The organism is Lysinibacillus sp. CTST325, assembly GCF_054665055.1.
The window spans coordinates 1-19,658 of the sequence record NZ_BAAFHO010000006.1 but is presented as its reverse complement, the minus strand read 5'-3'; the positions used below and the strand labels follow the sequence as shown (position 1 = coordinate 19,658).

24 protein-coding genes and 1 tRNA gene are annotated in these 19,658 nt (G+C 36.3%); 19 read left to right on the top strand and 6 right to left on the bottom strand.

Going from position 1 to position 19,658, the window contains the following annotated elements:
- Positions 1-3 precede the first annotated feature (3 nt).
- The 7 genes from racE to ACYQ73_RS15080 all read left to right on the top strand — a co-directional run bounded on the left by racE (position 4) and on the right by ACYQ73_RS15080 (position 6,098).
- Positions 4-801, top strand: coding sequence for a glutamate racemase (gene racE / locus ACYQ73_RS15110; protein ID WP_460013256.1), 798 nt, complete (start codon positions 4-6; stop codon positions 799-801).
- A gap of 132 nt (positions 802-933) precedes the next feature.
- Positions 934-1,683 (top strand): ribonuclease PH, encoded by a 750-nt coding sequence (gene rph / locus ACYQ73_RS15105; protein WP_460013255.1) that lies wholly within the window; start codon positions 934-936, stop codon positions 1,681-1,683.
- Between the two features lies 1 nt (position 1,684).
- Positions 1,685-2,278 carry an XTP/dITP diphosphatase gene (locus ACYQ73_RS15100; protein WP_460013254.1) on the top strand — a complete coding sequence of 198 codons (594 nt, stop codon included), beginning with the start codon at positions 1,685-1,687 and terminating at the stop codon, positions 2,276-2,278.
- Between the two features lie 12 nt (positions 2,279-2,290).
- A complete protein-coding gene (locus ACYQ73_RS15095; RefSeq protein WP_460013253.1) occupies positions 2,291-2,794 on the top strand; it encodes a metallophosphoesterase in 504 nt (167 codons plus the stop codon).
- Positions 2,795-3,305: 511 nt separating this feature from the next.
- Positions 3,306-4,766 carry a protein adenylyltransferase SelO gene (locus ACYQ73_RS15090; protein ID WP_460013252.1) on the top strand — a complete coding sequence of 487 codons (1,461 nt, stop codon included), beginning with the start codon at positions 3,306-3,308 and terminating at the stop codon, positions 4,764-4,766.
- Between the two features lie 395 nt (positions 4,767-5,161).
- Entirely contained in the window at positions 5,162-5,335 is a 174-nt protein-coding gene (locus ACYQ73_RS15085; protein WP_460013251.1) for a DUF2639 domain-containing protein, read from the top strand.
- Between the two features lie 61 nt (positions 5,336-5,396).
- Positions 5,397-6,098, top strand: a complete 702-nt coding sequence (locus ACYQ73_RS15080) for a YqjF family protein (RefSeq protein ID WP_460013250.1) — start codon at positions 5,397-5,399, stop codon at positions 6,096-6,098.
- An 811-nt stretch (positions 6,099-6,909) separates the two neighbouring features.
- On the opposite strand, the gene ACYQ73_RS15075 is transcribed toward ACYQ73_RS15080, so the two are convergent.
- Positions 6,910-7,527 carry an SDR family NAD(P)-dependent oxidoreductase gene (locus ACYQ73_RS15075; protein WP_460013249.1) on the bottom strand — a complete coding sequence of 206 codons (618 nt, stop codon included), beginning with the start codon at positions 7,525-7,527 and terminating at the stop codon, positions 6,910-6,912.
- Positions 7,528-7,727: 200 nt separating this feature from the next.
- Here ACYQ73_RS15075 and ACYQ73_RS15070 point away from each other — a divergent pair.
- Positions 7,728-7,801 (top strand) — tRNA-Arg (locus ACYQ73_RS15070).
- A 138-nt stretch (positions 7,802-7,939) separates the two neighbouring features.
- Here ACYQ73_RS15070 and ACYQ73_RS15065 read toward each other — a convergent pair.
- Positions 7,940-8,488: a site-specific integrase gene (locus ACYQ73_RS15065; RefSeq protein WP_460013248.1), complete on the bottom strand. Its 549-nt coding sequence runs from the start codon at positions 8,486-8,488 to the stop codon at positions 7,940-7,942.
- 454 nt (positions 8,489-8,942) lie between these two features.
- Here ACYQ73_RS15065 and ACYQ73_RS15060 point away from each other — a divergent pair, with 454 nt between their 5' ends.
- The 9 genes from ACYQ73_RS15060 (at position 8,943) to ACYQ73_RS15020 (ending at position 15,348) form a co-directional block, all read left to right on the top strand.
- A complete protein-coding gene (locus ACYQ73_RS15060; RefSeq protein ID WP_460013247.1) occupies positions 8,943-9,188 on the top strand; it encodes a hypothetical protein in 246 nt (81 codons plus the stop codon).
- Between the two features lie 96 nt (positions 9,189-9,284).
- Positions 9,285-10,070 (top strand): hypothetical protein, encoded by a 786-nt coding sequence (locus ACYQ73_RS15055; protein ID WP_460013246.1) that lies wholly within the window; start codon positions 9,285-9,287, stop codon positions 10,068-10,070.
- Between the two features lie 20 nt (positions 10,071-10,090).
- A complete protein-coding gene (locus tag ACYQ73_RS15050; RefSeq protein ID WP_460013245.1) occupies positions 10,091-11,266 on the top strand; it encodes a GLUG motif-containing protein in 1,176 nt (391 codons plus the stop codon).
- 4 nt (positions 11,267-11,270) lie between these two features.
- Entirely contained in the window at positions 11,271-11,810 is a 540-nt protein-coding gene (locus ACYQ73_RS15045) for a hypothetical protein (RefSeq protein ID WP_460013244.1), read from the top strand.
- On the top strand, positions 11,807-12,958 hold the full coding sequence (locus tag ACYQ73_RS15040; RefSeq protein WP_460013243.1) for a hypothetical protein: 1,152 nt from the start codon (positions 11,807-11,809) through the stop codon (positions 12,956-12,958). The genes ACYQ73_RS15045 and ACYQ73_RS15040 overlap by 4 nt, the downstream gene beginning before the upstream one ends.
- A 139-nt stretch (positions 12,959-13,097) precedes the next feature.
- Positions 13,098-13,331 (top strand): hypothetical protein, encoded by a 234-nt coding sequence (locus ACYQ73_RS15035; RefSeq protein WP_460013242.1) that lies wholly within the window; start codon positions 13,098-13,100, stop codon positions 13,329-13,331.
- Between the two features lie 82 nt (positions 13,332-13,413).
- Positions 13,414-13,674, top strand: coding sequence for a phage holin (locus ACYQ73_RS15030; RefSeq protein ID WP_460013241.1), 261 nt, complete (start codon positions 13,414-13,416; stop codon positions 13,672-13,674).
- Complete coding sequence (locus ACYQ73_RS15025) at positions 13,674-14,417, top strand: N-acetylmuramoyl-L-alanine amidase (protein WP_460013240.1); 744 nt, start codon at positions 13,674-13,676, stop codon at positions 14,415-14,417. Before ACYQ73_RS15030 ends, ACYQ73_RS15025 begins: the two co-directional genes overlap by 1 nt.
- A gap of 514 nt (positions 14,418-14,931) precedes the next feature.
- The gene (locus tag ACYQ73_RS15020) at positions 14,932-15,348 is read left to right on the top strand and encodes a hypothetical protein (protein ID WP_460013239.1); all 417 of its coding nucleotides are present in this window, start codon (positions 14,932-14,934) and stop codon (positions 15,346-15,348) included.
- Between the two features lie 74 nt (positions 15,349-15,422).
- Here the strand turns inward: ACYQ73_RS15020 and ACYQ73_RS15015 are convergent, their stop codons facing one another.
- The 3 genes from ACYQ73_RS15015 to ACYQ73_RS15005 form a co-directional block, all read right to left on the bottom strand.
- A complete protein-coding gene (locus tag ACYQ73_RS15015) occupies positions 15,423-15,671 on the bottom strand; it encodes a helix-turn-helix transcriptional regulator (protein WP_460013238.1) in 249 nt (82 codons plus the stop codon).
- 237 nt (positions 15,672-15,908) lie between these two features.
- A complete protein-coding gene (locus ACYQ73_RS15010; RefSeq protein ID WP_427503580.1) occupies positions 15,909-16,052 on the bottom strand; it encodes a hypothetical protein in 144 nt (47 codons plus the stop codon).
- Positions 16,053-16,175: 123 nt separating this feature from the next.
- Positions 16,176-16,865 carry a hypothetical protein gene (locus ACYQ73_RS15005; RefSeq protein WP_460013237.1) on the bottom strand — a complete coding sequence of 230 codons (690 nt, stop codon included), beginning with the start codon at positions 16,863-16,865 and terminating at the stop codon, positions 16,176-16,178.
- Positions 16,866-17,860: 995 nt separating this feature from the next.
- Between ACYQ73_RS15005 and ACYQ73_RS15000 the strand changes: the two genes are divergently transcribed.
- Together ACYQ73_RS15000 and ACYQ73_RS14995 are read left to right on the top strand one after the other, a co-directional pair.
- Positions 17,861-18,118 (top strand): hypothetical protein, encoded by a 258-nt coding sequence (locus ACYQ73_RS15000; RefSeq protein ID WP_460013236.1) that lies wholly within the window; start codon positions 17,861-17,863, stop codon positions 18,116-18,118.
- A 544-nt stretch (positions 18,119-18,662) separates the two neighbouring features.
- Positions 18,663-19,055: a hypothetical protein gene (locus ACYQ73_RS14995; protein ID WP_460013235.1), complete on the top strand. Its 393-nt coding sequence runs from the start codon at positions 18,663-18,665 to the stop codon at positions 19,053-19,055.
- A 216-nt stretch (positions 19,056-19,271) separates the two neighbouring features.
- Here ACYQ73_RS14995 and ACYQ73_RS14990 read toward each other — a convergent pair.
- On the bottom strand, positions 19,272-19,658 hold a 387-nt coding region (locus ACYQ73_RS14990), incomplete at its 5' end, for a transposase (RefSeq protein WP_460013234.1).

Below are 19,658 nucleotides of genomic sequence, written 5' to 3'. Positions count from 1 at the left end.
AGTATGAATGCCCCGATAGGCGTTATTGACTCAGGAGTAGGCGGTTTAACCGTAGCAAAAGAAATAATGAAGCTATTACCAAACGAAACGATCTATTATATTGGTGATACAGCAAGATGTCCGTATGGTCCAAGAAGTCGTCAAGAAGTACGAAATTTCACTTGGCAAATGGCAAAAGCACTAGAGAAAATGAATATCAAAATGCTCGTCATTGCTTGTAATACAGCGACTGCAGTAGCACTCGAAAGTTTACAAAGAAATATGCCTTTTCCGGTACTAGGCGTTATTAATGCTGGCGCACGTGCAGCTGTAAAGAAAACGAAGCGACATGAAGTCGTTGTGCTTGCAACAGAAGGAACAATTAAAAGTGGAGCGTATGAGGAAGCCTTATTATCACTGAATACGTCGACTCATATTATTCCACTTGCATGTCCAACATTCGTACCACTTGTAGAAAGTGGCGAATATAAAGGTGAATTTGCAAATAAATTAATTGCGGAAGGCTTAAAGCCGTTGAAAAATGAACAATTTGATACGGTCATACTAGGATGTACGCACTATCCTATTCTGCAAAAACAAATTGAAGCTGCTGTAGGGGAGGAAGTGTTTGTGCTTTCTTCTGCAGAGGAAACAGCAAAGGATGTTCAAGAAATGCTTGAATATAATGGCACTTTGGCTGATCCAGACGCTGTGCCTGCCCATAAATTTTATGCAACTGGTTCAGTACCGATTTTCCGTTCAATTGCTGAAAGTTGGCTTGAGCAAGGTACTCTCCATATAAAGCGTATGACATTAAAATAAAAAATCAGCTTAGCTAGAGGCTAGGCTGATTTTTGCCGTTTTTAGCATTTTACATAAAGGACCGAGCACTTTTTTGAAGGTGAAAATTATGTTAAGATGAGTGCGCGAAAGATTTTAGGAGGAACGAAAATTATGACAAGATTTGATGGAAGAAATGTAGATGCGCTGCGTCCTGTGAAAATAGATAGTGAGTATTTATTGCACCCAGAAGGCTCAGTGTTAATTCAAGTAGGCAATACAAAAGTAATTTGCACAGCAACGATTGAGGATAAGGTTCCTGGATTTTTACGTGGACAAGGCAAAGGGTGGATTACTGCAGAATACTCGATGCTACCTCGTGCAACAGCACAGCGTACAGCACGTGAATCATCTCGCGGCAAAGTCAATGGCCGCACAATGGAGATTCAACGATTAATCGGTCGTGCATTACGTGCTGTCGTTGATTTAGAAGCACTTGGTGAGCGTACTGTGTGGATTGACTGTGACGTGATTCAAGCAGACGGAGGAACGCGTACAGCCTCAATAACAGGAGCATTTGTAGCGATGACACAAGCAGTTGCAAAGCTCGCAGAAGAAAAACAATTAGCAAAATTCCCGATCACAGACTATTTAGCTGCAACAAGTGTTGGGATTGTAGAGGATCACGGAGCAATTTTAGACTTAAACTACGTTGAAGATGTTGCTGCTGCTGTAGATATGAATATCGTCATGACAGGAGCAGGACGCTTTGTTGAGCTACAAGGGACAGGTGAAGAAGCAACATTTTCACGTGAAGAGTTAAATGAACTTCTGTCGTTAGGTGAAGCAGGTATTCAACAATTGATTGCACTTCAAAAAGAGACACTAGGTGAATTGGCTAACAAAGTGGGAGGAAATGAATAACATGAAACAAGTAGTCATTGCAACTAAAAATAAAGGAAAAGCAAAAGATTTCGAAGCGTTATTTGGTCCACTTGGCTATGAAGTAGTAACGATGTTTGATGTTGCCCCAGAGATGGAAATAGAAGAAACAGGCACTACCTTTGAGGAAAATGCAATCTTAAAGGCAGAAGCATTGGCAAAAGAGCTAAAGACAATTGTTATTGCTGATGATAGTGGCTTAGCTGTTGATGCATTAAATGGTGAGCCAGGTGTTTATTCCGCACGTTATGCTGGTGATCATGATGATGAAGCAAACATGGTTAAACTGTTAGAAAACCTAAAAAATGTCGAGGATGAAAAGCGTACAGCACGTTTCTGCTGTTGCATCGCTATTGCAGGACCTGGTTTTGAAACGACAACAGTTTTTGGTACTTGTGAAGGTGTTATTGCACACGAAAAACGTGGTACAAACGGATTTGGTTATGATCCAGTCTTCTTTGTCCCAAGCTTAAACCGTATGATGGCAGAGCTAACAGCCGATGAAAAAGGAGCAATTTCCCACCGCGGGAATGCTATTCGTAAGTTGAAGGAACAATTACCTAATCTTATAAAATAAGAGGTGATATCCATGCAAATACTGGTCATGAGTGATACACATGGCGATAGTAATGTGATTGAAAAAGTTCGTAGCTTTTACCCAAATGCTGATGCTTTCATTCATTGCGGAGATAGTGAGCTTCCTTTCTCGCATAAAGCATTGGATGGCATGAAGAAAGTACGCGGAAATTGTGACATCGATCAAGCCTTCCCTGATGAGGCAGTATTCGATTTAGAGGATGTCAGAGTCTTTGTAACACATGGCCATTTATTCAATGTTAAAAATTCCATCTTATCATTATCATATCGGGCCAAAGAAGTAGGCGCGCAAATTGCGTGCTTTGGTCACTCTCATATCCTTGGGGCGGAAATGATTGATGATGTGTTATTTTTAAATCCAGGGAGCTTATTAAAACCACGTGGTCGTAAAGAAAAAAGCTTTGCTCTTGTAGCGGTTGAAGATACGTATTTTGAAGTAAAGTTCTTGACGGATGATAATAACTGTATTTCCACCCACAAGTTTATGCGAAAATGATGAAGCAAAAACGCTTAGAGTTTCTAAAACTTAAGCGTTTTTGTTTTATCCCACAATCAATTATGCCTCGGCATAATTGCATCCGGAATCGGCTTTGTGCTCAGGCCTGCAGATGTTTTTTTGTGCGAAAGCGCAGTGCTAACGTAGCGTCAGCGGCAACAGCATGACATTGGTCAGTCAGTCGTGTGTTGCTGTTGCTTCGCTTTCGCACAGATAAATTGCCACAGACCGTGGCGTTCTTAGACTGAGGTCCTCTATTTCAGCGGATGTTTGGACACACACTGAAAAGTAGTTTAAATCTGCATTCATCTAGCTGACGCTTTGCTGTCGCTACAAAAAACATTTGTAACTGCCGTTTCACTTACGTTACATAAAACATGTGTAGCTGACGCTTCGCTTACGCTACAGAAAAATAATTGCTGAAAGAAGTTAAATGCAAATGGTAAAAATGACTATGAATTGTTTGTGATGAAGTTGAAAAAATAAAGATAAACGTAACGAAGGAGATAACATGGAAAATACAATAGGATGGAATTTTGATAATAGCTATGCTCGCCTACCAAACATTTTTTATTCAACAATTAATTTAAATCCAGTTCGTTCACCAAAGTTAATACTAGTAAATGAATCAGTTGCCAATTCACTTGGATTAAACGTCGATGCGTTGCAAAGCGAGGAAGCGGTAGCGATTTTTGCAGGTAACGACAATCCGACTGGTGGCATGCCTATTGCACAAGCTTACGCAGGTCATCAATTTGGTCACTTTAATATGCTCGGAGACGGAAGGGCACTGTTATTAGGTGAACAACTAACACCAACTCATGAACGTTTGGATATCGCACTAAAAGGCTCAGGAAGAACTCCTTATTCCCGAGGCGGAGATGGCAGGGCAGCACTTGGTCCAATGCTACGTGAATATATTATTAGTGAAGCCATGTATGCACTTGGCATTCCAACCTCTCGAAGTTTAGCTGTCGTGAAGATAGGTGAAACGGTCCTTCGTGAAACAGAGCTTCCAGGAGCGGTTTTAACGCGTATTGCAAGCAGTCATTTGCGAGTGGGAACTTTCCAATATGCAGCGAACTTTGGAACGGAGGATGAGCTAAAAGCTTTGGCGGATTATACTTTGGAACGTCACTATCCTAATGCTGATGAAGATCAAAATCGTTATTTAACCCTTCTAGAGGAAGTTATCAAGAAACAAGCATCTCTCATCGCAAAATGGCAGTTAGTTGGTTTTATTCATGGAGTCATGAACACAGATAATATGACCATTAGTGGTGAGACGATTGATTATGGTCCTTGCGCTTTCATGGATACGTATGATCCAGCGACAGTATTTAGCTCTATTGATCGACAAGGCCGTTATGCGTACGGCAACCAGCCTAATATCGGAGGATGGAATTTAACACGACTGGCTGAATCATTAATACCGTTAATCCATGAAAATCAAGAACAGGCTATACACTTAGCTCAAGAGACTCTCAAACAATATCCTCAGCTGTATTATGCAAACTGGCTAGCAGGTATGCGAGCAAAGCTTGGGATATTTAACGAAGAAGATCAGGACGTAGCACTCATTGAAGAGCTTCTAAAGTTAATGCAGCAACATCAAGCAGACTATACGAATACATTTATCGCATTAACCTTCGATAAATTTGATGACTCAATGTTATTTAGTACAAATGAATTTAAAGAATGGCATAAGAATTGGCTTGCAAGGCTAGAAAGACAACAAGAAACAAAAGACATGTCTCAACAATTAATGCGCGATCATAATCCAGCAGTTATTCCACGAAATCACCGTGTAGAAGAAGCATTAGAGGCTGCTGTTGAGCAGGGAGACTATAGCGTAATGGAGCGATTACTAGATGCTCTTGCTCAACCTTTTGCACATTGTGTGGAGCAGCAGGAATATGCGACATTACCAACGCCATCTAACCAACCATATCGAACGTTTTGTGGCACATAAGTTGAAAATTATTGTGTCAATGAAATTAATGCTCAAGTATAGCCCTTAGGCAAAATGAAGGGTTGATTTCCGTTCCGACTGAGCGTTTTCCTGGGGGCGTCCGATGCGCTTCACTCGCGTTGCTCGCTGCAGGGTCTCATCTGTGACGCTGATCCCCAAGGAGTCGCTCAGTCTCCACTACAATCAACCAGCTCACATAGTATGTATCTTATGTATGAAAGCAAGCGCCCTGGAACGGAAATCATCCTCATTTAAAGAGCAATAACATTCACCAAAATTACCTTGACCTATTCTGTTTGAGAAAACGAAGGAACAATTCTTCGTTTTTTATTTTGAAAAAATGTCACTACACAAATTCCTGAGCATACGCTATGTAATGAATAGTAGTGAAGGGAATGTGTAAAGTGCATAAGTATTCAAAAGGTTGGTTTGTGAAACAACTTCGAGATCATGGTATTTTGGTGCATCCACAATATAAAAGTCATTTAGGCAGTTATAAAGAATCCGAACTGCGCAACTTATATTACCAATATGTTGAAACAGAAACATTAGATTCAGAACAAAAATAATCATTTTCGTTTGAATAACTCCTTTGTAGGAAAGAATTTAACTACAGAAAGGAGTTATTTTATGTGGAGTAAACCGTGGATTTTAACGCAAATATGGCAAGATGTGTTGTTTCTACATTGGCCAGTTCCACCTAAGGATTTAAAGCAGTACATTCCGCGAGAGTTGCAACTGGATCTCTATGAAAATAACGCTTGGCTTAGTGTTGTCCTTTTTAAAGTAAAAGGACAACGACTGAGATTTCTACCACCATTACCAGGAGTAGGTTCGCATTTACAGCTTAATGTCCGGACATATGTTACGTATAACGGCATGAAAGGTATCTATTTCTTTAACTTAGATGTTACGAATCGTTTTATCGTACAAATAGCTACAAAGGGCAGTTTATCGTATCGCCATTCAAAAATATCTTTAAAACAAACAGGGGACAATTTCTCTTTTACAAGTTTATATCAAGGTGCACTCGATGAAAGGTTGGAAATTTCATATCAACCGATTGCCAGTGAAATAAGTAGTTCTACCTTTGATAAATGGTTAGTAGAACGGTATCATTCTTGGTCAAAGTGGAAGAATTCCCTATTTCGCATAGATATAGATCATATGACATGGCAGCTACAACGAGTCCATATTAACATTGAAAGCAATACACTAGCTCCATTTGTGAAGGAATCTGTCCAAGGCATTCAACCGATTGCTCATTATTCGAAGAATAAGCAAGCTAGAATTTATTCACCAAAAATAGAAACCGGATTCAAAAATGCTTAGTGAATCTGATTTGCTTTTGTTCGCTATTGAGTAGTAGGTTTGACTTATTCTTCATAGATCATTTTCTTTGTCATCCCACCATCCACTGTTAGATTAATGCCTGTGACGAAATTATTTGTGGGGCTTGATTAATTATGCCTTGGCATAATTGCGTCCGGAATCGGCTTTGTGCTTGGACCTGCGTGATGCAGGTCAGTGAGCCGTTATCGCATGGATGCGAGGATTTTAGGCTAACATCCTTTTAAGAACTCCTTTCCGATTCCGTGACATCCACCGGAGGCTTTAACTTTTTTCAGCGAGTGTTTGGACACTTGCTGAAAGAAGTTAAATATAAGCAAGCCTGTGCAATGTCTTCAGGTACGCCTACACGCCCTGATAAATGCTGCTCGTGATCAATTTTACAGATTTTCCGAACGAGAAAGCCCACGCAGGGTGTAGCCCGTCTTTAGACATGGGGTGAAAGCGAGGTCAGACAAGAGGTAACTTCAGATATCTTAATTTTCTGAAAGTTGTCATACTCCATGTATTGACAAGTAAAAGTCTTTAAAACACGCTCGTTCATTGAAAATTGGATATTGTATAAGGTTCGATAGCCTAATTCATGCTATCGGTAAAACAATATGTGTCGTCAAGAAAAAGACGCTAAAACACATCGAACGAAACCAATTATACGCTATGGTAACAGTAGCGTAGCCCTATCTGCTATATGCACTGGATAGGGAGGGGTAATGGGATACCTCAATCTTGAGAGCTGTTCAAAACAGAAATGGACTGCGAACGCTTAGTTACTCAGGAATCCCACTGACATTAGTCAGCTTGTCCCTTTAAGGGTGGGAGTCTCAAGGAGCTGCTCATAATCACCTGTTTCAATCCAACCAGGCGAAATACAATTAACCGTGATATTATCTGGACCTAAAGAACGCGCTAAAGCATGTGTTACTGCGACGATACCGCCTTTTGTTGCTGCATAGGCTTCTGTATGGGGCTCAGACATCTCAGCACTTGTAGAGGCTATAGAAACGATTGAGCCGCCATTGACATTCACTCGCATAACTTTTGCAGCCTCTCTCGAACACAAAAAGACACTCGTCAAATTAGTTTGGATCATATCGTTCCATTCGTCCAACGTTACGTCATAGAGAGATTTATGTTGAAATTTACCCACATTATTAATTAAAATATGAATAGTACCGAAATGATTAACAACTTTTTGCATTAAAGAAATGATGTCTTGTTCTTTCGTAACATCTGTTTGAACAAAAAGAACAGAATAACCTTGCTCAAGTAAATATTTTTCCAATTGCTGACTTAATTCTTTATTAACATCGGCAATAACTACATTGGCATCATTTCTTACATACGTAAGTACAATGCTTTTGCCGATCCCTTGTGCACCGCCAGTTACGACGACTACTAGATCTTTAAACATAATAGCTTCCTCCAGTTTTTTTGCTTTCATTATTTTAGCAAAAGTAGAGATGAGGAGGGCATAGTGGGGTGCAGGAGATCATATAATATTAATATGAGGCAAACCTTGCCTTCATAGTAAAATTAATGTTGACATTACGATAAAAAGCACATATAATAAATATTGTCCTTGATATGGACTACATAAAAAAATAACATCATGTCTCAGTAGCTCAGCAGGATAGAGCAACGGCCTTCTAAGCCGTCGGTCGGGGGTTCGAATCCCTCCTGGGACGTCAATAGGTAGTTTTAGAAATAGAAACTACAGAGTGGAAAACACCTTAAATCCTTTAATATCAAGGATTTAAGGTGTTTTTTATATTCTTGAGAAGTCGTTAAAAAGAGTTGAAAAATAAAAGTTTTCTACACATTTTCTACACATCTACACGCCCAATTTTAGTTGAAGGCAATAACATCATCTTTTTAAATACATCTGCTGTTTTTCTGGAATCACGTTCACGCAATTCTTTTAGTACATGGGCGTATGTAGAAGAAGTAATTTCAATACTTGAATGACCTAGACGTTCAGACACATAAATCAAATTTACTTCTTCAAAAAGTAAAATACTCGCATGTGTGTGACGTAATCCGTGAGCAGTAATGAGTGGTGTTATTTTAAGATGTTTCAATGCTGCTCGTAGTACATCATTTAATCGATCATTTGTGACGACTAAAATATCGGATGTATCTTCGAAAAAGACTAGTTGATATTGATTATCCGAGTGTGGTGTACGATACTTAAAAAATTTCTTAAACAATAGCATAGTCTCTGTATCAATAGTTATCGTACGCTCAGAGCTTTCATTTTTTAAGTCACCAAAGCCACCGCCTTCTTTGTATTTCCATTGCCGTTCTACACGAATGAAACTTTCCTTAAAGTTAAAATCTGTTTCGATGAGGCCAACCAATTCACCATAACGCATACCAGAAAGGTAGTATTACAAAAATTATGTTCAAATGTACCTTCTTGTTTTAAACGAGAAATTTTATAATATAGCTCAACAATATTACTAAATAATTCGTAGTTCATATCTTCAATTATATCAACAGCTAATGTATCCCATAAATCAGTTCGTAAATTTTCACTAAGTGCTTTATCTATTTCTGTTTCCGATTTAACAGGTACAAGGTCTAAACATATTTTTAATTGATTCTTATTATAAGAAATTTCATGTCTTAATAATTTTATTCTACTCACTAATTTCTTTCTTTTATCAAGCTCTTCTTTCTTTTCATTATGTGAAATTTGATAATCAGCAACCCTAAAGGCAACAAAAGCAGCAATAAAGGCTGAAATAATGCTTGATAGAGATGTAATAATTACATCAATCAGCGGCTTTTCAGGTAAATCTCTAAATCATTTCGCAATGTTGGGGAATGGACGGTTTTCAGGTTGTCGATTTAGCAGGAGGTTATTATTACTACAGGCCAAGTGCTAAAGGTGGTCGGAGTCGCATTAATGAATTCGCACGCCAAAATGGGTTAGAAGTTGAATATAACAAGTTTGTAATTACGATTTATAACAGACGTGGTGCAAATAATAAACTAGTGCTAGAGGTTGGGAAAAACATTCAATCGATTACACAAAAAATTGATTTGAATGAAAATTTTTCATATGATTAAAAGTCATTGTGGATGGCAATGAGTATGACGTGATTAAGGCAGATTCGGATCGAGAAAAGATGTACCTCTATTTTTATTTGCAGGAGGTGGGAGCACATGAGCAAAACAAAAATCAAGATGCAAGAACAGATTGACGCATTACTTACAGCTTTAAACACCTTTGATATTCCTGTTTTTGAGGATGATCTAGCAGAGGATGAAGAAACTCAGTTTAAGAAAAAGAACTACCATTTCTTTGTTTATGAGACAGGTGACATGAATAAAAACGATGATAATAAGTCTATCAGTCAAGATGTAGTTATCTATTACTATTCAGAAAACCGTGACGACATTGACGAACGTACGATTGATATTATTACAGAACTTTCTAATTTACCTCGCATAGTGGGTGTTGATGGATTAAAAATATTTGGTGAAAATATAAACGTGGAGTTAATATCCTGTTATAGCGACATTTCGGTAGGTGGTATCTATCACAAATGGAGCAGTGATTATTACTATTTAGAAGGTAGTTTTGTAAGAGGAATTGACAATGAATTATATATAAATTATAACAGGCAAGATAAAAAAGACTATGATTATTGGGAGTCTGAATGGAATAGTACAGGTCCTCCTCATTGGTGGCCAAAACCTTATTATAGGGCACAGCCTATAACAGGTGAAGTATGGCCAAATTTCTGGAAGCAAGTAACGTCAGAAACACATCTCGAGGCACGTACAACCACAGAAATGCAAAGACAATCAACATTTGATGGATGGGATTTTGATACGGTTTGGACAATAGATGAAGGTAGAGGCTATCCACGATTTAAGTTAAAAATTACACAAATAAAATGCATACGAAGACCAATACCAAATTACAGATGGAAAACTGTGGACTGAAGAAGAAGGAGAGGGGGATTATGTTTAGTGGTGGAACTGGTACAAAAGATGCCCCATTTTTAATTAAAACTATACAAGATCTTATCAATGTGAGGATTAAAAATAATGAAAATCCTAGGTATTACTATAAACAAGTAGCGGATATCGATTTATCAGGTGTTGAATGGTTACCAATAGGCGGTCAAGGTCAAGCGTTTTGTGGTACCTATAATGGTGGCGGATATACGATAAGTAATTTAACAATCACTGAAGATATTGGGGGTCCAGCTTTTATCAGTTCAGCAATAGAAGCAACACTTTTAAATATCACGATTGATAATGCGTATATTACTAACACGTTATATAACTGGATAGCTATTTTAGTATCACAAACAAACGATTGTACAATTACCAATTGCCATGTAACAGGTAAAATGGAATCCACAAATGTACGCAGTAGTACAGGCGGTCTAGTAAGTTCAGCTGGTACAGGGACCATAATAAATAAATGTTCTGCTAATGTTGATATAACGGCAGGATTGGCGGGAGGATTTGTCTGCTATTCCAATGCTGTTATAAAAGATTGTTATGTTACAGGAAAAATTAGTGGCGTACAAGATGAAGATAAGCCGGATGATAAGTATATAAAGGCTGGCACATTTGCTTACATTCTATATAGTGGTAATGTTGAGAATTGTTATACAAGTGTAGAGATTTATAACTATTCGTCACGCAGTAGGAAACAGTTGTATGTTTTTGCAGAAAATTATGGTGCTGAAATAAATTCCTGTTATTGTGATGTATCGTTAGGTGTTACTATGCGGGGGTGGTCTAGCGATTTATCTTATATTGAAGTAATGTTTATAAGAGGTACAGATAATAAATTATATTTTAATTACAAATCACAATACAATAAAGATCGTGATTATTGGGAGCCTGAATGGAATAGTACAGGTCCTCCTTCATGGTGGCCAAAACCTTATTATAGGGCACAACCTATAACAGGTGAAGTATGGCCAAATTTCTGGAAGCAAGTAACGTTAGAAACACACCCAGAAGCACGTACAACTACAGAAATGCAAACACAATCAACATTCGATGGTTGGGATTTTGATACGGTATGGACAATAGATGAAGGTAAAGACTATCCTCGATTTAAGTTAAAAATTACACAAATAAAATGCAAACGGATGTCATTAACAAACTACGGAAGGTGATAATATGACGAAAATTAATCAAGAAAAGTTAATCCGTGATGCATTGGGAAGCCCTATACCTAGTCAGGATTGGGATAATGAAAAGCAAGCTTTTATAGTACCAGGTGGTGATGGTGTTGATTTTACAAAAAAGAAGCTGATCCGTGATGCAGTTGGCGCAGTCATACCGCAATATTGGGATGGTGAAAAGTTTGTTCCTCGAACATCTACAGGCGGTGGAGGAGAGCAAGGTCAACCAGGTCCAAAGGGGAACCCTGGGGATTCAGCTTATCAAGTTGCCGTTAAGAATGGCTTTGTAGGCACAGAGCAAGAATGGCTTGACTCGCTTAAAGGTTCTAATTCATATGATGCAGCTATTGCAGCTGGCTACAAAGGTACAGAAGATGAATGGAATAAAGCATTAGTTAATTTTGTAATGAATGGTGGAGGGTCTGGCGGTGCAAGCGGTGTTCCGATAGGCCCAGCATTAAAAACTGAAACATTTACAGTAAAACCACAAACAATCACGACATCACACAGCATTGTATTGGAGGATAAACTATGATAGAGAGAGTAGAAATGGCTAAACTCCTACCACAAGGCCTTATTAAGGTTGAGCTTTTTGATGCTGAAACGCATGAGAAGGTGCAAGAGATTGAGACACATAACTTTATTGCTAAGGGTGTATTAGAATATATATTTACAGCGCGTGCTATTGATGTCTTCACTACTGATCGTGCTACTAATTATTTTGAAGATGGTCGCAGATACACAGATAGATTTAGAATGATTAGCCTAACTGATGCTAGTCATCCTGAAGAGCCCGCAACTGAATGGTTGCGTAGGGGCACAAGACTCGGTTACGCGTTTTCAACTACTACTTACTCCGGAGAAGATCCACTGCAAGGCAGCTATAATAAAGCAGAAAGCTTCACTACACTCGAGCAAGTACGTATGGTATTTGACTGGCCAACGCATGCTGCTAACGGTACTTTCAAAAGTATCTATTTTAGTTGTGATGGCAATGGCGCTTATACTAGTATGTCATCATTAGCAATTCCAGCATTGGAATACCTTAGATCTATTACGCTATATAAGAATAGATATTACTTGCTAAAAGGAAATACTACTTTAGAAATATATGGCATAAATTGGATGATAATAAGTAAAAACACAATTAGCAGATCGCAGGACATGTGCATTGTAGATGACTTTATTTACTTTATTAATGACGTTGACACTGACACAGTTAAAAGAGCGCCAATAACAGAGCTAACTGAAGCTGTTGCTGTTGTTAGCATACCAGGTGGCGGCTATATGGGCGGCATTGCATTTGATGAAAGTACGCAAGAATTTATAACGCCTAGTTTACAAGAGCCTTATCATTTAAGATACATTGATAAAACATTTAAAGAGACACGTCGTAAGCCTATCAATAAAAACAGCTATAGTTATAGCACTAGTGTGCTATCTTTGGCTGGTGATGGTGAAGTAATAATTGGCTCATACCATCCTGCCTCAGAATCGCATTCTTACGTTGTTGCGGGCAATACAATGGTCTGTGGCATAATTGGTGATGATGTGTATACTGCTAACTATAAGTATAAAAAGAGCTTTATAGGCTCGCGTGCATTACTTGCTGAACCAATAACTAAAACAGATAAACAGGTTATGAAGATAACTTATGACTTTATAATGCCTAAACTATATTAAGGAGGTAAGGGTGAAGAACTAAACGTACTTTCCTAGAGTGAGGATTCAAATTTGATTTAAGACAAACGCAAGCGGAAGCTTAGCGTTATTTTTATTGACTAAAATCCCAAACGTTTGGGATTTTGAAGGATGCGTCTTTATGGCGTGTCCTTTTGATTTTGGTGAAAGTGGGTGTTCTATGAATATTGAAATATCATTACTTTTTGGCGCTATTGGTACTTTGATAGGAGTGCTTGGTGCAATTATAACAATGAAAAAAGATAGCAAAAATCAAGGCGCATCCGAGGCTAGCATTACATCTAAGGTAGATTATATTGCGCGCGGTGTAGATGATATAAAACTAGATTTTAAAGATCAAGCAAGAAAAATTTAATCGCAAAATGAGCGTTTGATTCGAGTGGAGGAATCCACAAAATCAGCACATAAACGATTAAATAAAATGGAGGGAATTACAGATGAAGATTAATTGGAAAGTTCGTTTACAACACAAACAATTTTGGGTGTCATTAATTGCATTACTTATTGTGCTTGCTAATCAAATAGCAGGCATTTTTAATATCGATATTACGGTTTACAACGATCAAGTAACAGGCATTTCAGAGACAGTTCTAAGCATTTTAGGCTTGCTTGGTATTATCATCGACCCGACAACAAAAGGCGTTTCAGATAGCCAACTAGCAATGGATTATGACAAACCAAAGGACGGTGGACAATAATGGTAACAATCCGTAAAAAACTAGTATCAGAATCTCAAGCAGCTAAGGTCACTAATGGTAAAGGTAATACAAAAAGAAAAGTAGTTGTACACGGTACTGATAATTACCGAACAGGAGCAGATGCAGATGCACATGCTCGTCTTCAAGCAAACGGTAACAGTCGATCTGCTTCTTGGCATTGGACGGTAGATGAAATTGAGGCAGTCCAATCATTTGAACATGCTTGGAAATGTTGGGCTGCAGGTTCAGCGAAAGGCAATACAGAGGGCATACATGTAGAAATGTGTGTAAATAGTGATGGCGACTATAGCAAAACGTTAGAAAATACTGCCGGATTGGTGGCGAAAATCTTAAGAGATGAAGGTCTAACAATCAATGATGTAGTACAGCATAATTACTATAGTGGCAAAAACTGCCCTCGTGAAATTCGTGCTGGTAATGTTGCTTGGAACATTTTCTTGCAAATGGTTAAAAATGCAGGTGGTAATACACAGGAACAAAAGCCAGCTATCGACAATAATAAATACCGTGTACTTACTGGAACATACGGCACACAACAAGCAGCCGAAAATGTACTTGATGTGTTAAAACATCGTTTCGGTTGGGTTGCGTACATCGAGCCTGACGGCAAGTTATGGCGTGTTAAAACAGGAACATTTACTGGAATGACTGCAGCACAAGCAGGAGCAGATAAAGTTAAAACAGCTAAGTTAGCCCAGGTAACAAATATAGTAGCTGAATAATAGAAGAAAGTAGACCAGCAAAGTTAATTTAGCCGAGCTGGTCTTTTTTTGTTGATACCATAATACTAAAATTGACAGTTTTGTGAAAAATGTTATTTCCCTATATAAACTAAACTAAAATAATTTTTCAAGTGTTTTAGGATAAATTCACAAAAATATATTACTTCTTATTAAAAAAATATTGAATACGAAAAAAATGGCGGTATAGGTGGCGTGATTTGGCGTGGTTTACAAAATAGGTAATTAATACCGCCAAAAAATAGCGGATTGAACGCCAAGAAATGGCGTAAATAATCAATTGAATTCTATTTTAAGGAATGATAGGATAATAGTAACTCGAGGGAAATTAAATTTGTTATAACAAATAATGTGAAAATATTATTGCTATAGAATATTGATTTTACTACATAATCGTTTACAGTTTTTAGAACTAAAAAAGAGTTTCAATAGAAATTTAATGAGTAATGTAGGAAATATATAGTGGTAAAATTCTATTTAAAGGAGTTTAATATCTGTGAAGAAAATAAAAATATTTACAATGTTAGCTGTATTATTAATAACAAGTCTGGGCTTATTTTCAATAGAAAAAGCAGATGCTTCAAGTTCAGGTTGGGCAACTAAAAATGGTATAAAAGCACAGGTTTCTACTAATAAAGATACTTATGGTAATGAACAAATTGTTGTTACAGGTGAAAAAACTGGTACAGGCACATTTTATTATTGGGTATCATTAGATAAATTAACAGTAGGACCAGCTTCGCCATGGGAACAAGTTGGAGAAAGTCAGTTTGGTTCTTTTACAAATAAAACATCTGGAATAAAATTTAGTCATTCTGGAAAAGGAATATATAAAGTAAATTTTAAAATTTTTAGAGATCAAGCAAAAATGGATTATGTTGGAGAATGGGAAACAAACATTAGCGTAAAATAAATAGAAAAATAAAGTCAATTGATAAACAAATAACCAGGCGCTCATTAAAAGGTGAGAACCTGGTCTTTTTGTGTTTATTCATCGTACGGTCTATATTTTGTTTGAAGCTCTTTAGCTGCTTCTTTTCTACTTTCAATATCTTCTTTCAAATATAATTTATCTCGAGTTAATTCCTTTACAGGAACTAACTTACCGCGCTTTACAAGTGAGTTTAAAGCTTGCCGAGATATTTGTAGTTCCTCTATAACCTCTGACGTTGTTAATATTTCAGATTGAACCAGCTTAATAAATTCATTTTTATTATCTACTTTGTATTCCGTCAATTGGCTAACCTCTCTTCTTCTTAAAATACAGGACAATATTAAATATAACTAATAAAAGACAAATTGAGTAAGTGACAATCATAAAGTAATCAAAAAACTTTGGTTCTTGCCAGTTAACCATATCGGTTAAAATGTAAAAGGCAAATGCTAAAGCAACAACATATCCGATATTTTTCATAATGAGATGGATGTGATAAGATTATAGGGAAGGAGGGGTTAACCTCCTTCTTTCAGTGTTTAGCGACGTTTCTTCTTTGCGGGAGTGCGTCGCTTTTCTTTTTTCTTACTTTTTATATCGCTTATGTTTTTCGCTGAACTTGTAAGTAAGTTTGCGATTGTTGCGATAGCTACTAGGTAAGCTAGAATCTTATCATAATCCACTTTTGTTCACCTCCTTTCTATACTCTTATTATACAATATCTATTTACGTTAGTCAATAGATACCAGTGATTTATTTTCCTGTTGTGATAAAAAATCCCATATAAAAAAGCCACTATAAGTGACTTAATTTCGATTTTCTTTGGATTCTACATCTAATGCATTTTCAAGAGTAACTAAAGAAACAGATGCATCGTACACATATGTGTCGCCTTTTTTTATAAGCTCTACAGCTTTATCCATATGAGTGGGGCTATTTTGTCTTAAGGTTAAAATAGCATAATCAGCAGCTTCCTCACGTTTTAAAATAGCTTTTTCTACATTTGTTATAAAATCATATACTTTCTTTTGGTTATTTTTAGAAAGTCCAGAAACAGGAGGGGACATATCTTTTTCACGTACAGATTGATAGGCAACTTTTAATAAAGTGTATTGATTAACAGCCTCTTTTGTAGTTATCTGCGAATTAGAAAGTTTGTTAGCTGTACCTTTCCAAAATTCAGCCCAAGTGCCATCAAACTTTTTTAATAGCTCATCAACGTATGGTTTTGTTTGAGTTAAATAGTATTCTTTTTCAGATTGATCTACAACTGCTACTGGTAATGTTTCGTTATCTTTTTTTGTGTTTTTTTCAACTTCTGAAGCAGTTACACCTACTCCTGCTAACGCTACAACTACCACAACAAATGATATTCCAGTGACTTTTAAATTCTTTTTTGTATCTTGCTTTTTAATAAAATCTAATAATGATTTTATACCAAAAACAGTAAAAAATAATAAACCTATTAATACAACTATTGCAAATAAATTATCCATTTTCATCATCTCCTTATAATTACCATTCTAGGAAATTTGGTATGGAAAGTACATATAAAAAAACAGACAACTGTAATAAGTTATCTGTTAAACTAGTACCTGCCCAAGGGTTTATATAAATTATATTAACGTTCCCCACAAAGTTCCCCAAATGGATTCTTCTGTTTTCTTATTTAGATATTAAAGATAATTATAAAATTAGCTCAAACATTAGTTTTATAAAGGGTTTCATAAAATCAATTCTGTAGTTTTCTGAGCCTATCCATATTACTATAAGAAGTCTTTCTTATAATTAGACTTTTCATTAGCTTGTTCTTTATTTAATGGAATTAACGAATTATTCTTGTTAGTATTAGAAGAAATTAACTATCCGGAGGGTTATAAATTGGGAAATGCAATTTGCTTTGCTACATACAACATATTTTTTGAAGAAAATCCTGAAAGAATAAAAAATATCGAATTTAAAGATAATGTTTACTTAGACGACGGGTTATTTATATTGAGTTACTTGAATTGCATCAAATAAAATGTGTTAAATAAATTTTCTTTTGATTTTAAAAAAAGGTAGTTAACTATTGATAAAGAGAATGATTCCTAGTAGAGTAATAGAAGTAAATTAAGTGCAAAAAATCAAGGGTTCTTTAATACAACACAAATGCTACACAACAACCCTATGAAACGTTGATATGATGCACTTTTACTATGCCCTCCGAGGGCATCATTTTGTTTGAGTTATTTATTAACTAATAATGCTAATGCAATATTTTCTACACATTTTCTACACAATAGTTTATATAAAGTCAGTCATATCAACGTTTTGGGAGTATTAGATACTTCCTCCTGGGACGTCTAAGGGTTCAGATAGAATAAGTTTGAACCAACTGGAAAGCGCTTCAAATCCTTTTTTATAAAGGGTTTGAGGCGCTTTTGCTTTTTTGAGAATCCGTTATAAAAGTGTAGAAAATATACTGAGAAAAAATAAAAGGAGCTATACTATGAATTTTTATTTATTATGGGAAAAATCGGACAAAAAGGCACTCTTCAAAAATGCTGGAGAAGATTCTAATATAAGGAAATGTGATGAATGTAGAGGGGGGCGATCAATTTTAAAAAAACCTCTAAATATCCAATTACGAGATAAGGAAACTAGTGACTTTTATAAAGTGGGATATGATGTTATTGGAGGTGGAAATCAAGATATTCTAATCAGACATAATTTTAAAGGGGTTCAAATTATCCCCTATAGAAATTGAAGTTAAAAATGAGGAACGATTATTAGATAAGGAATTATATAAATTAGCCCGCATTGATGCTACAGGTAAAGGTGGATTTCTTCACGATCTTTTAGGAAATAAAATACCGTGTTGTGAGAAATGTGGAAGAATAAAAATATTACGTAATCATAAAGGGATAAGCGTAGATGAAAAAGAGTGGGATGGTAGTGATATTTTCTACTTTAATAACTGGTACGGTAATTTAATTATTACTGAAGATGTTTACAAGGTTTTAAATGAATCTAACGCTCAAAACGTTAGGTTTATTAATTTAAAAGAATTTGTGTTTTAATACCAATAGAAGGAGTCTGAAATGAAGAGATTAATATAAACAATCAAATAAAGGAAAAAGTTTGTGAAAAAATGTACTTAAACTAACGGGTGCAAGAGTTAAACAAGATGTTGCTGCGGTAGCATCTTTTTTCTTATTGAGCTAACGGTGCAGAATAGTTGAAGAAGGATTTATTTATTCTTAAGAGAACTTATATATTTATTAGGAAAATTAGTAAAGGTGGTTTTCAATTTGAAAAAGATATTAATAGGGACTTTCTTTATGAGTTTCACGTTATTGTTAGCATCTTGTAATAATGATAACAGTGGTACCGTCTTTAAAGGAGAAGGAGATAAATGGAGTGGGGAATTAATTACTTCATATGATTTTTGGGGAAACGAGAGGCAGAGTATAAGGGTTCAATATAAGGGAGAAAATCTTGATAAACTCCAAGAAAATGATTTCTTTGTAGAAAGTCCCGATTTTTTAGGTTGGGGCATAGGTAACATTGAGTTGGATAATAAGGGGAATTATTATAGTGGAGAAGCCGCTAAACAAGAAACTAAAACATCTTCCTCCTCTAAAATAAACCTTACAATTGAAGGTGTTGAGTCTGAAACTATTACATTAAGTTCAAATTCTTAATAATGATGCATCAGTTATCTACTTCACTAACGGGTGCTTTAATTGAAGATCATTGAGTTGCATGTGCAGCTCTTTTTCTTACGATTAGTCAAGTATCTATAATAACTTTCTTAACTTTCTGATATTATTTTGATAAATTGGGCCATGCTGAATAAGCCTAGTGATTTTTCGATTTTTCATAAGGCTTTAGTATGTTAAACTGATGCTACGACTGTACTAGGGAGCCAACCTGTAGTCGTAGTTTTGATTATGTGTGACAAGAAAGAAGATCGTTTTCAATAACTTGTTTACACATGCGACGGAGGCAACCTTATGACATTTGTTATAGGGTTGCGTTTTTAATTTATCGTAGTACTCAACGATGTGATTTCCACCAAATCGTCGCTGTCTAATCATGTTCTGAACGGTTAGATACATTATTTTACGTAGGTGTTTATTGCCGCGTTTATTAATCTTGTCTTTAGCTATAAACTTCCCGGATTGATACCGCCTAATATCAATACCTGTATAGGCATTCAACTGTCTGTTGTTGTCAAACCTCTGAATGTTCCCAATTTCTGCTATGATTCTGACAGCTGAGTTAGCTCCAATAGCCGGAATACT